Source organism: Actinomycetospora chiangmaiensis DSM 45062 (assembly GCF_000379625.1).
Lineage (GTDB): Bacteria > Actinomycetota > Actinomycetes > Mycobacteriales > Pseudonocardiaceae > Actinomycetospora > Actinomycetospora chiangmaiensis.
Genome location: NZ_KB903217.1, coordinates 408,529 through 420,895, shown reverse-complemented (window position 1 = coordinate 420,895; position 12,367 = coordinate 408,529). Strand labels below are relative to the sequence as shown.

The 12,367-nt window shown below is 75.2% G+C and carries 12 protein-coding genes; 2 read left to right on the top strand and 10 right to left on the bottom strand.

The window, feature by feature from the left end:
• Positions 1-4: 4 nt before the first annotated feature.
• The 4 genes from A3CO_RS0102060 to purB all read right to left on the bottom strand — a co-directional run bounded on the left by A3CO_RS0102060 (position 5) and on the right by purB (position 4,124).
• Positions 5-955, bottom strand: a complete 951-nt coding sequence (locus A3CO_RS0102060) for an alpha/beta hydrolase (protein WP_018330569.1) — start codon at positions 953-955, stop codon at positions 5-7.
• 88 nt (positions 956-1,043) lie between these two features.
• Entirely contained in the window at positions 1,044-1,739 is a 696-nt protein-coding gene (locus A3CO_RS35215; RefSeq protein ID WP_018330568.1) for a DUF2334 domain-containing protein, read from the bottom strand.
• 55 nt (positions 1,740-1,794) lie between these two features.
• Complete coding sequence (locus tag A3CO_RS0102050; protein WP_018330567.1) at positions 1,795-2,694, bottom strand: phosphoribosylaminoimidazolesuccinocarboxamide synthase; 900 nt, start codon at positions 2,692-2,694, stop codon at positions 1,795-1,797.
• A gap of 11 nt (positions 2,695-2,705) precedes the next feature.
• On the bottom strand, positions 2,706-4,124 hold the full coding sequence (purB, locus tag A3CO_RS0102045) for an adenylosuccinate lyase (RefSeq protein ID WP_018330566.1): 1,419 nt from the start codon (positions 4,122-4,124) through the stop codon (positions 2,706-2,708).
• 62 nt (positions 4,125-4,186) lie between these two features.
• On the opposite strand from purB, the gene A3CO_RS0102040 reads away from it, so the two are divergent.
• Complete coding sequence (locus A3CO_RS0102040; protein ID WP_157647005.1) at positions 4,187-5,155, top strand: threonine aldolase family protein; 969 nt, start codon at positions 4,187-4,189, stop codon at positions 5,153-5,155.
• 9 nt (positions 5,156-5,164) lie between these two features.
• Here the strand turns inward: A3CO_RS0102040 and A3CO_RS0102035 are convergent, their stop codons facing one another.
• Complete coding sequence (locus A3CO_RS0102035) at positions 5,165-5,710, bottom strand: TetR/AcrR family transcriptional regulator (protein ID WP_018330564.1); 546 nt, start codon at positions 5,708-5,710, stop codon at positions 5,165-5,167.
• A gap of 79 nt (positions 5,711-5,789) precedes the next feature.
• Here A3CO_RS0102035 and A3CO_RS0102030 point away from each other — a divergent pair, with 79 nt between their 5' ends.
• Positions 5,790-6,938 (top strand): MFS transporter, encoded by a 1,149-nt coding sequence (locus A3CO_RS0102030; protein ID WP_018330563.1) that lies wholly within the window; start codon positions 5,790-5,792, stop codon positions 6,936-6,938.
• A 150-nt stretch (positions 6,939-7,088) separates the two neighbouring features.
• Here the strand turns inward: A3CO_RS0102030 and A3CO_RS0102025 are convergent, their stop codons facing one another.
• The 5 genes from A3CO_RS0102025 to A3CO_RS29625 all read right to left on the bottom strand — a co-directional run bounded on the left by A3CO_RS0102025 (position 7,089) and on the right by A3CO_RS29625 (position 12,291).
• Positions 7,089-8,255 carry a pyridoxal phosphate-dependent aminotransferase gene (locus A3CO_RS0102025; RefSeq protein ID WP_033413505.1) on the bottom strand — a complete coding sequence of 389 codons (1,167 nt, stop codon included), beginning with the start codon at positions 8,253-8,255 and terminating at the stop codon, positions 7,089-7,091.
• Positions 8,256-8,270: 15 nt separating this feature from the next.
• Positions 8,271-9,695, bottom strand: coding sequence for a transglycosylase SLT domain-containing protein (locus A3CO_RS38895; RefSeq protein ID WP_018330561.1), 1,425 nt, complete (start codon positions 9,693-9,695; stop codon positions 8,271-8,273).
• 6 nt (positions 9,696-9,701) lie between these two features.
• The gene (locus A3CO_RS0102015; protein WP_018330560.1) at positions 9,702-10,043 is read right to left on the bottom strand and encodes a hypothetical protein; all 342 of its coding nucleotides are present in this window, start codon (positions 10,041-10,043) and stop codon (positions 9,702-9,704) included.
• 62 nt (positions 10,044-10,105) lie between these two features.
• Positions 10,106-11,371 carry a phosphoribosylamine--glycine ligase gene (gene purD, locus A3CO_RS0102010; protein WP_018330559.1) on the bottom strand — a complete coding sequence of 422 codons (1,266 nt, stop codon included), beginning with the start codon at positions 11,369-11,371 and terminating at the stop codon, positions 10,106-10,108.
• Positions 11,372-11,487: 116 nt separating this feature from the next.
• Positions 11,488-12,291, bottom strand: a complete 804-nt coding sequence (locus A3CO_RS29625; RefSeq protein ID WP_018330558.1) for an MIP/aquaporin family protein — start codon at positions 12,289-12,291, stop codon at positions 11,488-11,490.
• Positions 12,292-12,367: the final 76 nt, after the last annotated feature.

Below are 12,367 nucleotides of genomic sequence, written 5' to 3'. Positions count from 1 at the left end.
GAGCTCACACCTCCCGCAGCGCGCGCACCCGCGCGGCCAGCGCCCGCTGCGCCACCGCGGCCCGCGGGGCGAACACCTCGAAGGCGTGCGGGACGCCGGGGTAGAGCTGCAGCTCCACACCCACCCCGGCCTGCGCCAGCCGGGCCGCGTAGTCGACGTCCTCGTTGCGGAAGATGTCGAGCTGCCCGACGTCGATGAAGGTGGGCGGCAGGCCGCTCAGGTCGGTCGCCCGCGAGGGCGCGGCGTACTCCGGGACGTCCGGCCCGCCGGCGGCCGCGCCGAGCAGGCAGCCCCACCCGGTGATGTTGTCGTCCGTCGACCACATCGCGAACGGCTCGATCTCGCCGTCCGGCGTCGTGGTCCGGTCGTCGAGCATCGGGTAGACGAGGATCTGGGCGGCCAGGGCGGGTGCGCCCCGGTCCCGGGCCATCAGCGCGACGCCGGCCGCCATCCCGCCGCCCGCCGAGTCGCCCATGATCGCGATGCGCTCGGGGTCGACCCCGAGCGCGTCGGCGTGCTCCGCCGCCCAGAGCAGCGCGGTGTACACGTCCTCCACCGACGTCGGGTACGGGTGCTCCGGCGCGAAGCGGAAGTCGACCGAGAGCAGCGGTACCCCGGAGAGGTGGGTGTACACGCGGCAGATCGGGTCGTGCGTGTCGATCGAGCACAGGAACATGCCGCCGCCGTGGACGTACACCGCGAGCGACCCGGGCTGCTCGCCCTCGCGCCGGTAGAGCCGCATCCCGATCGCGGTGCCGTCCGCCGCGGGGGCCTCGAGCTCGGTGACGGTGACGTCCGCCGGCGGCACCCACGCGCTGGTGGCGGAGCCGATGAGTTCGTCGACCGCGGCCCGGCGGGTCTGCCAGTCGCCGGCCGGTGGCGGGGTCTGGTTCGCCGCGGCCGCCGCGATCGGGGCCATCGCCGCGGCCACCTCGGGATCCATCTCGATCGTCACGCCGTGGAGTGGACCACAGCGGGTGCGCGGGCCGCATGTGAGCACTTTCCGTGGCGGGAGCCACGGAAAGTGCTCACATGCGAAGCACCTACGCCGTCGTCGACCAGAACTCCGGGTCCACCGACCCGTCGGCCGAGCGGCGGGTGCGCCGGCGCCCGACGGCGTCGGTCGCCGCCACCGGGAGTGCGCCCGCGGTGAGCGCGGCGTCGACCGCGTCGAGCAGCGGCTGCGCCGGGCCCGAGGGGTCGACGGTGAGGTGCAGCAGCTCCGCCACCGGTTCCGGACGACGGGTGCGGCGGAGCCGGCCCCGCCATCCCTCGGGCGCGGGACGACCGGGCTCGACAACGGGACCCGCGAGACCCGTCGTCGGGCCCCCGAGGCGGCGGACGCCGGCGTCGTCGAGGAGCAGGTCGAGGCCGGCCTCGGCGAGGGCGACGCGCGTGCCGGGTGAGACGGTCCAGCCCGGGGCGGCGAACCCGTCGACCGGCAGGCCGAGCGCCTCGGCGGAGCGGGACGCGCCGGCGAGACGCAGCCGGGCCTCGAGGACGGGCAGGCGGCGGTAGGGGCGGGCGTCGTCGTGCACCGAGCGGAAGCCGTGGAGCAGCACCGCGTCACCGGCGCGGCGGCGGGCGGCGGCGAAGTCGGCGACCTCGGGGTGCGGGCGCGGGCCGACGAGCAGCGTCAGCGGGACGCGGCGCTCGTCGAGCGCGTCGCACAGGGCGACGGCCGAGCCGAGCGGGGCCCCGGGGGTCAGGCCGGTGACGGACACCAGGAGACGCTGCACGCCACCATCAAGCCCCACGAATGTGCCGGGCAGGTGAACGCCGTGTGCAGGCGGCTCAAAGAGCCGGGGGCCACTGCTGGCCGGTGATCCGGGTGTACGCCTCGACGTACCGGTCACGGGTGGCCTCGACCACCTTCTCCGGCAGCGGCGGCGGCGCATCACCGGAGTGCCGGTCCCAGCCGGACTCGGGGGAGGTCAGCCAGTCGCGGACGTACTGCTTGTCGAACGAGGCCTGCGGGTGCCCGGGCTCGTAGGCGTCGGCGGGCCAGAACCGCGACGAGTCGGGGGTGAGCACCTCGTCGCCGAGCACGAGCGCGCCGGACGCGTCGCGGCCGAACTCGAGCTTGGTGTCGGCGAGGATGATCCCGCGGCTCGCCGCGTAGGCCGACCCGCGGGCGTAGACGGCGAGCGTCGCGTCCCGCAGCGCGCCGGCCAGCTCCGCCCCGACGAGGTCCGCGACATAGGAGAACGACACGTTCTCGTCGTGCTCGCCCATCTCGGCCTTCGTCGCCGGGGTGAAGATCGGCTCCGGCAGCATCGAGGCCTCGGTCAGCCCGTCGGGCAGTTCGACGCCGCAGACGGCACCGGTGGCGCGGTAGTCGACGGTGCCCGACCCGGCGAGGTAACCGCGCGCCACGCACTCGACCGGCACCATCTCGAGGCGACGCACGAGCAGCGCCCGGCCCCGCACCTCGTCGGGAATCCGCTCGTCGCGGGCCGCGAGGAGGTGGTGGGCGACCGGCGGCGACGCCGCGTCGGCGCCGCCGAGCAGGCCGAACCAGAACACCGACAGCGCCGTGAGCACCCGCCCCTTGTCGGGGATGGGGGACGACAGCACGTGGTCGTAGGCCGAGATCCGGTCGGACGCGACGAGGAGCAGCGTCTCGTCGTCGACCTCGTAGAGATCACGGACCTTCCCGGACGCGAGGTGCGGGTAGTCCGCGAGGCTCACCACGGCCGACGACGCTAGAGGATGCTGCCGGGGGCGTACGCCGCCGCCTCGGGGAACTTCGCGACGATGCCCTCGACCTGCTCCGCGATCGCGGCCACCTGCGCCCCGGCGGCGCCCACGAAGGCGGCCGGGTCGGCGACGGCGGCCCGCAGGTCGGCCTCCGACACGCTCAGCCGCGGGTCCGCCGCGAGCCGGGCGAGCAGGTCGTTGCCCTCGATCCCGCGCTCGCGCATGTCCAGGGCGACGGCCCGGGCGTGCTCGCCGACGATCTCGTGTCCCGTCTCGCGGCCCACCCCCGCGCGGACCGCGGCCATGAGTACCGCCGTCGTCGCGAGGAAGGGCAGGTAGCGGTCGAGCTCGCGGGCGATGACCGCCGGGTAGGCGCCGAACTCGTCGAGCACCGTCAGGATGGTCTCGAGCAGGCCGTCGATCGCGAAGAAGGCGTCGGGCAGCGCGACGCGGCGGACCACCGAGTCGGAGACGTCGCCCTCGTTCCACTGGTGCCCGGAGAGCTCGGCGACCATCGAGGCGTTGCCGCGCAGGACGATCGCGAAGCCGTTGATGCGCTCGCAGGAGCGGGTGTTCATCTTGTGCGGCATCGCGCTCGACCCGACCTGGCCGGCCTGGAACCCCTCGGTGACCAGCTCCTGCCCGGCCATGAGGCGGATCGTCGTGGCGAGCGACGAGGGGCCGGCCGCCAGCTGGACGAGCCCGGAGAGCACGTCGTGGTCCAGCGAGCGGGGGTAGACCTGGCCGACGCTCGTGAGCACCTCGGAGAAGCCCAGGTGGTGGGCGACGCGCCGCTCGAGGTCCGCCAGCTTGGCGCTGGAACCGTCGAGCAGCCCCAGCATGTCCTGCGCGGTGCCGACCGGCCCCTTGATCCCGCGCAGCGGGTACCGGTCGATCAGCTCGGTTAGCCGCCGGTGCGCGACGAGCGTCTCGTCCGCGGCGGAGGCGAACCGCTTGCCCAGCGTCGTGGCCTGCGCGGCGACGTTGTGGCTGCGGCCCGCCATCACGAGGTCGGAGTACTCGGTCGCGCGGCGGGCGAGCCGGGCGAGGACCGCGACGGTCTTGTCGGCCACGAGCCGCAGCGAGTCCCGGATCTGCAGCTGCTCGACGTTCTCGGTGAGGTCGCGGCTCGTCATGCCCTTGTGCACGTGCTGGTGGCCGGCGAGGTCGTCGAACTCCTCGATGCGGGCCTTCACGTCGTGGCGGGTCGTCCGCTCGCGGGCGGCGATCGAGTCCAGATCGACCGTGTCGAGCACCCGGCGGTAGTCCTCGAGCACGCCGTCGGGCACGTCGATCCCGAGGTCGCGCTGGGCGGTGAGCACCGCCAGCCACAGCTCCCGCTCGAGGACGACCTTGCGCTCGGGCGACCACAGGTCGCGCAGGGCGGGCGAGGCGTACCGGGCGGCGAGCACGTTCGGGATCACGGGACCACCATAGATACGTGCTCGACCTGCGCTCCGACACCGTGACCAAGCCGTCCCCGACGATGCGGGAGGCGATGGCGCACGCCGACGTCGGCGACGACGTCCTCGACGGCGACCCCACCCTCGCCGCCCTGCAGTCCCGCGTGGCGGAGCTGCTCGGCGTCGAGGCGGCGCTGTGGACGCCGACCGGCTGCATGGCCAACACGATCGCGCTGATGTGGCACCTGGAGCGCGGCGACCGGTTCCTCGCGCCCGTCGGCGCGCACGTCCTCGAGGCCGAGCTCGGCACCTCGGCCTGGCTCGCCGGCGGCCTGCCCGCCCCGCTGCCCTGGTCGGCCGGTCCCGGACGACCGGACCCGAAGGACGTCATCACGACGGCGGGCGTCGCGGGCCCGTACTTCGGCCTGCGGTCCCGACTGCTGTGCCTGGAGAACACCCACAACGCCGCGGGCGGAGCGGTGACGCCGGTCGGGGAGCACGTCGCGCTCGTCGAGGCCGCACGGTCGGCGGGCCTGCGGATCCACCTCGACGGGGCACGGCTCTGGCACGCGGCCGTCGCGCTCGACGTCTCCCCGTCGACGCTGGTCGCGGGGGTCGACACCGTCAGCGTGTGCCTCTCGAAGGGGCTCGGTGCGCCGATGGGATCCGTGGTCGGCGGGTCCGCGGAGTTCGTGTCCGCGGCCTGGCGGCTGCGCAAGATGCTCGGCGGCGGGATCCGGCAGGGCGGCGTGGTCGGGGCCGCCGGGCTCGTCGCCCTGGACCAGCGCGACGCCCTGCGCGACGACCACGCGAACGCCACCCGGCTCGCGGACGGTCTGCGCGAGCAGGGCTGGCTGGTGTCGACGCCCGACACCAACATCGTCCTCGTGACGACGCCCGAGCCCGGACCCGTCGTCGGGAAGCTCGCGGACGCCGGCGTGGCGGCGGTGCCGTTCGGGCCGGGCGTGCGGTTCGTGACGCACCGGGACGTCTCGCGCGACGACGTCGAGGCCGTGCTGGAGCGCACGGCGGCGCTGCCGGTGCCTTCCTGACGACGGGTCTCAGGTCAGCAGCCGCGCGGCGAGGCGGCGCGCGCGGCCGACCGGGTCGGGGTCCAGCCCGAGGGCGAGCGCGCTGAGGGCGCCCTCGTGGATCAGCAGGAGGTCCGCGGTCAGCCCGTCGGGGTCGGGCGCGCCGGTCGCGACGACGAGGGGGCGGAGCCGGTCCGCGACGGCGCGCTTGTGCCGCAGCGCCGCCGCGTGCCCGGGCGCCGTCTCCTCGAGCTGGGTCACGGCGGCGACGTCGGCGCAGCCGTTGCGGTTGCCGCCCTCGGCCCAGGTCGCGAAGGCGTCGAACAGCGCGAGCACCCGGTCGGCGGGGTCCGTCCGGGCCGCGACGAGGTCGTCCCAGAGCTGCTCGAAGCGGGCCTGCCGGGCGTCGAGGTAGGCCGTGACCAGCCCGTCCTTGCCGCCGAAGTTGTTGTAGAGCGACCCGAGGGCGACACCGGCCCGCCCGATCACGGCGTCCACGCCCGTCGCCGCGATGCCCCGCGCGTAGAAGAGCTCGTCGGCGGCGGCGAGCAGACGGTGGCGGGCACGGGTTGGCATAGAGCGATCGTTTCATGTCTGCGCTCGGCGGGGAAGACTGGGCATACTGAAGCGATCGTTCTATTCCTGGAGCCGCGCCGTGGCCGTCCACACCGCTGTCCGCACCGCCGTCCCGCCCGCCGTGCCCTGGTCGATGGTCGGGGCCGGCGCCGCCCTCATCGGGACCTCCTACGGGCTCGCCCGGTTCGCCTACGGCCTGTTCGCGCCCGACCTGCAGCGGACCTTCGCGTTCGGGCCGACCCTCTCCGGCGTCATCGGGGCGGGCAGCTACGTCGGGTACTGCGTCGCGATCGTGGTGGCGCTCGTTCTCACCGACCGCGTCGGGCCGCGCCGGATGGCCGTCGCGGCGGGGGTCGTCGCCACGGTGGGGACGGCAACCGTGGCGCTCGCTCCGACCACGTCCGTCCTGGCCGCCGGTGTGCTGGTCGCCGGGTCGAGCACGGGACTCGCCTCTCCGCCGCTCGCTGCGGCCGTGACGCGCCGGGTCACGTCCTCGGCGCGGGACCGGGCGCAGACGGTGGTCAACGCCGGCACCGGGATCGGTGTGCTCGTGTCCGGGCCGGTCGCGCTGCTGCTCGTCGGGCAGTGGCGTCTGGCCTGGGGGCTGTTCGCGGTGATCGCCGCGCTCGTGACGGTGTGGGTCGCGCGGACCGTGCCGGTCGAGGGGACGCCGCCCGACGAGGGCTCCCGTGGTGTGCGCCGGGGGACCGTGCGCCTCGTCGTCGCCGCACTCGGCCTGGGGGTCGCGAGCATCGCGGTGTGGACCTTCGGGCGGGACCTGCTGACCACGGTCGGCGGGTGGTCCGCGGCCGGCTCGACCACGCTGTGGATCGTGCTCGGCGCGGCCGGCTTCCTCGGCGCGCTCGGCGGCGATCTGGCCGACCGCCTCGGCCCCGCGCGGTCCTGGACGGTCGTCGTGGGCGTGCTCGCCGGGTCGACCCTGCTGCTCGCGCTCGCGCCGGGCACGCCCGTGGCCGTCGTCGTGGGTGCGGCGGGATTCGGCGCGTCCTACGTGTGCGTGACCGGTTTCCTGCTGCTCTGGGCCACCCGGCTCTACCCCGACCGGTCGTCCTTCGGCGTCGGCCTGGCGTTCCTCGTCATCGCCCTCGGGCAGGCGGTGGGGGCACCCGTCGTCGGGAGCCTGACCGGGACGTTCGGGGCCGTCACCGCGTTCGTCGCGTGCGCCGTCATCGGGCTGGCGGTCGCGGCGGTGCGGCCGCCCCGCTGAGTGCCGGATCCGCCGTGGCAGCGAAGCGTCGTTGCTGTCATTCAGTGGCAGGAACGCCACATCGTGGCCGACGCGAAGCATGATCAACAGACCGTCAGCGGGGTCCCGGGGCCACCGGGAGCCCGCTGAGGGTCCGTTGATCACGACCGTCTACAGCGTCGGAATCCAGCGGCCGAGCCGGTCGAGGGCCTCGCGGACGTCGTCCGTGGCGCCCGCGAAGGAGAAGCGGATCCAGGTGTGGCCGTCGACCGGGTCGAAGTCGATGCCCGGGGCGACCGCGACCCCGGTCTCGGCGAGGATGCGCTGCCCGAAGGCGAGGGTGTCGTCGGTGAGGTGGCCGATGTCGGCGTAGACGTAGAACGCGCCGTCGGCCGGGGCGAGCCGGGTGATCCCGATCTGCGGGAGCCCCTCGAGCAGCAGCTGCCGGTTGATCGCGTAGCGCCCGACGTGGGCGTCGGCCTCGGCGTAGGCGGCGTCCGTGAAGGCGTGCAGTGCGGCCATCTGCGCAGGGACCGGGGCGCACACCGTGAAGTTGCCCGAGATGACGTCGACGGCACGGCGCAGCCGCTCGGGCACGAGCAGCCAGCCCAGCCGCCAGCCCGTCATCGACCAGTACTTCGAGAAGCTCGTGACGACGACGGCCTCGTGGCTGGTGCTCCACGCCGACGCCGTCGCGGGGCCGGTCTCGTACTCGATGCCGTGGTAGATCTCGTCGCTGATCAGCTGGGTCCCGTGCTCGTCGCACCAGCTGGCCAGGGCGGCGAGCTCCTCGGGCTCGATGACGCTGCCCGTCGGGTTCGCGGGGCTCGCGACGATCAGCCCGGCCGGCGGCTCCGGCAGCGCCTCGAGCATCGCGACGCTCGGCTGGAACCGGGTCTCGGGCCCGCAGGCGAGCTCGACGACGTCGCACCCGAGGCTCGCGAGGATGTTCCGGTAGCAGGGGTAGCCGGGCCGGGCGAGCACCACGGTGTCCCCGGCGTCGAACGCCGCCATGAAGCTGAGCAGGAATCCGCCCGAACCGCCGGTGGTCACGACGACGTCGTCTGCCGTGACGTCCTCGTCGCCGTAGCGGCGGCGGTGGTGGTCGGCGATCGCCTCACGCAGCTCGGTCACCCCGAGCGAGCCCGAGTACCCCAGGACCTGCGTGGCCAGCGCATCGGTGGCGGCCTGCCGGACGTCGACCGGCGCCGGCGTCGACGGCTGCCCGGCGGAGAGGTTGACCAGGTCCCCGTGGGTGCGGGCCCTCGTGGCGGCCGCCGCCCAGACGTCCATGACGTGGAACGGCGGGACCTGGGCCCGGGTCGAGGGGCGGCGCATCGTGGTCACGCCTCATCAGTACCCGACGTAGTCCTCGCCCCGGGCCACCGCCTCCACGCCCGGGACCTCGCTCACCGAGCCGTACCGCCGGATGGCGTAGCGGACGGCCGCGATGATGTTGTCGACCGGATCGGTGATGTCGTCGTGCCCCGGCAGCTTGTTCGCCTCGAACGTCGGCCCGATCGTCTGCATCAGACCCTTCGACGGCGTGCCCTTGTCGGCGTTCGAGTCCCAGTTGTTGACCGCATCCGGGTCGCCGCCGGACTCGTGCTCGATGATCGTCGCGATGTCCTCGGGCTTCATCGTGTCGGCGTCGACGCCGTTCTCGGCGAGGATCGCGGTCGCCTGCCGGATCCAGTCCTCCACTCCACCCCTTCCCGACGACGCGGCGGTGCCGGTCGGCTGGCCGGCGTCCTTCCCGTCGGCCTTGCCCTCGTCCGTGTTGCTGTCGGCCTTGCCGTCCTCGGCCTTGCCGTCCTCGTCGGCATCGTCCTGACCGGGGTCAGCACCACTCCGGTCCTGGTCGGAGGCGCCACCGCTCCCCTGTACGCCCGAGTGCACGCCACCCCCCGACTCCGCGCCGCCCGTGCCGTCGGAACCCGTGTCGTAGCGCCCCGCGTTGCCGGGATCGGCCGCGTCCGCCCGGGAGCAGTGGTCGCCGTCGGACGACCCGCGGTCCGCGTCGGAACTGTCCGCAGGACCGGCGCCGTCGTGACCGGTCCCACTACCCGCATCCCCGCCCGAGCCCAAGCCACCGTCCGAGCCCGAGCCACCCGAGCCCGAGCCGCCCGACCCGCCGTCGAGAATGCGGGCTGCCTGGACCGGGTCGTCGGCGCCGATGACCGCGCCCCGGCGGTCGGTCCAGCGGGAGGTCGCGCCGGAGGACGCCGACATGACGCCGGCGTCGGGGGAGCGCAGGCGGGAGAAGCCGGTGAACCCGTCGGCGATGCCGCGGAGCCGACGGGCGCACTCGGCGACCTCCTGCTCGGCCCGGTCCACGGCGGCCCGGGCGCGGGCGGTGGGGGTCGCGACGGCGGCCCGGACCTCGGCCGGGCGGGCACGCGCGAGGTCGAGGGCGTCGGAGACGTGCCCGGCGACCTCCTCGCGCACGGCGGCGAGCGTCCGGCCGAGGCCCGCGAGCTCGCCCTGGACGTGGCGGGCGGCCTCGCCGGTGCCGGAGCCGGCCCGGGCGAAGTCGGCGGTGTAGCGGGCGAAGGCGTCGGCGCCGGGTCCCTGCCAGGCTCGCCCGACCCCGTCGCCCCGGGTCGCGACCGCCCGCACCGAGGTGTCCAGGCCCTCGGCGAGGGAGGCGTAGCGCCGGGCGAGGTCGGCCAGGGCCCCGGTGTCGACGCGCTCGACCCGGGCCGCGATGGTGCGGAGCTCCTCGGTACCGGGCGTGGCATCGAGCGCCCCGATCACGTCGTACCCCCACCCGGCCATCGCGCCCTACCCGAGCGAGGCGAAGCCCCGCGTCCCCGCGGCGAAGGAGCGCGCGCCCAGCGATGCCGCGGTGTCCGCGTCGGCGGACTGCATCGCCCGCAGCGTGGCGTCGAGCGCCCGGTCGGTCTCGTCGAGGCGGGCGCCCGCGGCGGTCAGCTCGGTCTCCAGGGCGGCCCGGCAGTCGGCGAGCGCCCCGGCGAGCAGCCCCGCCGACTCCAGTCCCGCGACCCCCGACGACGGCCCCACCGGCCCCAGCCGGTCGGCGAGCGCGGGGAGGCGCCGGGCGTGCGCGGCCACCTCGGCGCGCGCCTGCTCGAGGGCGGCGGTGCCGTAGACGACGTCGGGCATGCGCGGCAGATTAGGTCGACGCCGCGCGACGTGGTGGCCGTTCGGAGAACCCGGTCAGGAACTCAGCCGAGCGCGAGCCCGACCCGTCCCTCCGCGGCCGCGAGCCCGATGTCGGTCCGCCAGTGCGCGCCCGGGAGCCGGATGCCGTCGATGCGCCGGTAGGCGTCGGAGCGGGCCTCCTCCAGCGTCGAGCCGGTGCCCACCACCGAGAGCACCCGGCCGCCCGAGGACACCACGGCCCCGTCGTCGCGGCGGCGCGTCCCGGCGTGCAGGACGCCGTCGCCGTCGGAGCCGGTGATCACCTCGCCGGTCCGGACCGCGCCCGGATACCCCTCGGCCGCGATCACGACCGTCACCGCGTAGCCGTCCGCCCACGTCGGCGCGGGCTCCGCCCCGAGCCGGCCGGTGGCCGTCGCGAGCAGCAGCGACGACAGCGACGAGCGCAGCAACGCGAGCACCGCCTGGGTCTCCGGGTCCCCGAACCGGCAGTTGAACTCCACGACCTGCGGGCCCGACGACGTCAGGGCCAGCCCCGCGTAGAGCAGCCCGGAGAACGGCGTCCCGCGCCGCGCCATCTCCTCGGCGACCGGCCGCACGACCGTCGCGACCACGTCGTCCACCAGCCCCGACGGTGCCCACGGCAGCGGCGCGTAGGCGCCCATCCCGCCGGTGTTCGGCCCGACGTCGCCGTCCCCGAGCCGCTTCGAGTCCTGCGCCGGGACGAGCGGCACCACGTCGGTCCCGTCGACGCAGCAGAACAACGACACCTCGGGGCCGTCCAGGTAGGACTCCAGCAGCACCGGGTGGCCCGCCTCGAGCACGGTCATGGCGTGCGCGCGGGCGTCGTCGTAGTCGACGGTGACCAGCACGCCCTTCCCCGCCGCGAGCCCGTCGTCCTTGACCACCCACGGCGGCTCGAACCGGGCGAGCGCGGCGTCGAGCCGGGCGGGGGTGTCGACGACCTCGGCGCGCGCCGTCGGCACCTGCGCCGCCGCCATGACGTCCTTCGCGAACGCCTTCGACCCCTCGATCCGCGCCGCCTGCGCCGAGGGCCCGAAACAGGGGATGCCGGCCTCGCGCAGGGCATCGCCCACGCCTGCTACGAGCGGTGCCTCGGGGCCCACCACGACGAGGTCGGCCCGCCACCGCCGCGCGAGGTCCACCACCGCCGTTCCCGACGACGGGTCGGCGAGACCCGGGTGCTCGGCCACGGCCGCCGTCCCGGCGTTGCCGGGCGCCGCGGCGAGCGCCGTCACCGCGGGGTCGGCCGCCAGGGCGAGCAGGAGGGCGTGTTCGCGGGCTCCGGACCCGATGACCAGGACGCGCACGACGCTGGACCCTACGGGGTCGGCCCGGGCCACCCGGTGTTCACCCGCGTCCCGTGGCGGCGCGACCCGTCGTCGGGACAGCTCTGCCGGAGTGGCCTGATCCTGACGACGCGGACCTACTCCTGGGTGACCTTCTCCGTCGGGCCCCACTGCGGGTCGACCGCCGGCGTGGCGGACTCCGGCTCGGGCTCCGGCGCGCTCGCCTGGGCCAGGAAGCGGTCGTAGACCAGCGCGGCCAGGGCGGCGCCCACCAGCGGGCCGACGAGGTAGGCCCACCAGGCGTCGAGGCTGCCGGACACGAGCATCGGGCCGAGCGCGCGGGCGGGGTTCACCGCACCGCCCGAGACCGGCCCGCCGATGAGCACCGCCGCGGCCAGCGCGAATCCGACGGCCGGTCCGACGGCGGCCGGGGCGACGCGGTCGTCGGTCGCCACCGAGATGATCACGAACATGAGCAGGAAGGTGATCGCGACCTCGACGAGCAGGACCTGCCAGGCGGCGGCTCCGTTGGCCGGGGTGGTCGCGCCGAGGGAGGCCGTCGAGCGGGCCTGGTCACCGAACACCGCCCAGACGAGCAGGGACGCGAGGACGGCCCCGACCAGCTGGGCGACGACGTAGGCGGGGACGGTGCGCCACGGGAACTTCCGGGTGAGCGCGAGCGCGACCGTCACGGCCGGGTTGAGGTGCGCCCCGCTGACGTGCCCGAGGGCCGACACGAGGGCGACGAGCACGAGACCGAAGGCGAGGGCCACCGCGAGCGAGTTCGACGGCTGGCCCGCGATCGTGCGGCCCGTCGCGGCGGAGACGGCGACCGCCGTCCCGGTGAACACGAGCAGGAAGGTGCCGATCAGTTCGGCGGTCGCCGCCCGCCGGGTGTTCCCGCCGCCCAGCTCACTGCCGTAGAGCCCGCTGCTGCTCACGCCGCACCCCCTGCTCGACCACGGTCGGGTCGCAGCAGGCGCGGGTTACCCCTCGGTCCTTCGGCAAGGACTGCGC

Coding starts and splice junctions, on each gene's coding strand:
- A3CO_RS0102040 (WP_157647005.1), top strand. CDS start 4,187: ATGCGGGAGGCGATGGCGCACGCCGACGTCGGCGACGACGTCCTCGAC.
- A3CO_RS0102035 (WP_018330564.1), bottom strand. CDS start 5,710: ATGCCAACCCGTGCCCGCCACCGTCTGCTCGCCGCCGCCGACGAGCTC.
- A3CO_RS0102025 (WP_033413505.1), bottom strand. CDS start 8,255: ATGCGCCGCCCCTCGACCCGGGCCCAGGTCCCGCCGTTCCACGTCATG.
- A3CO_RS38895 (WP_018330561.1), bottom strand. CDS start 9,695: ATGGCCGGGTGGGGGTACGACGTGATCGGGGCGCTCGATGCCACGCCC.
- A3CO_RS0102015 (WP_018330560.1), bottom strand. CDS start 10,043: ATGCCCGACGTCGTCTACGGCACCGCCGCCCTCGAGCAGGCGCGCGCC.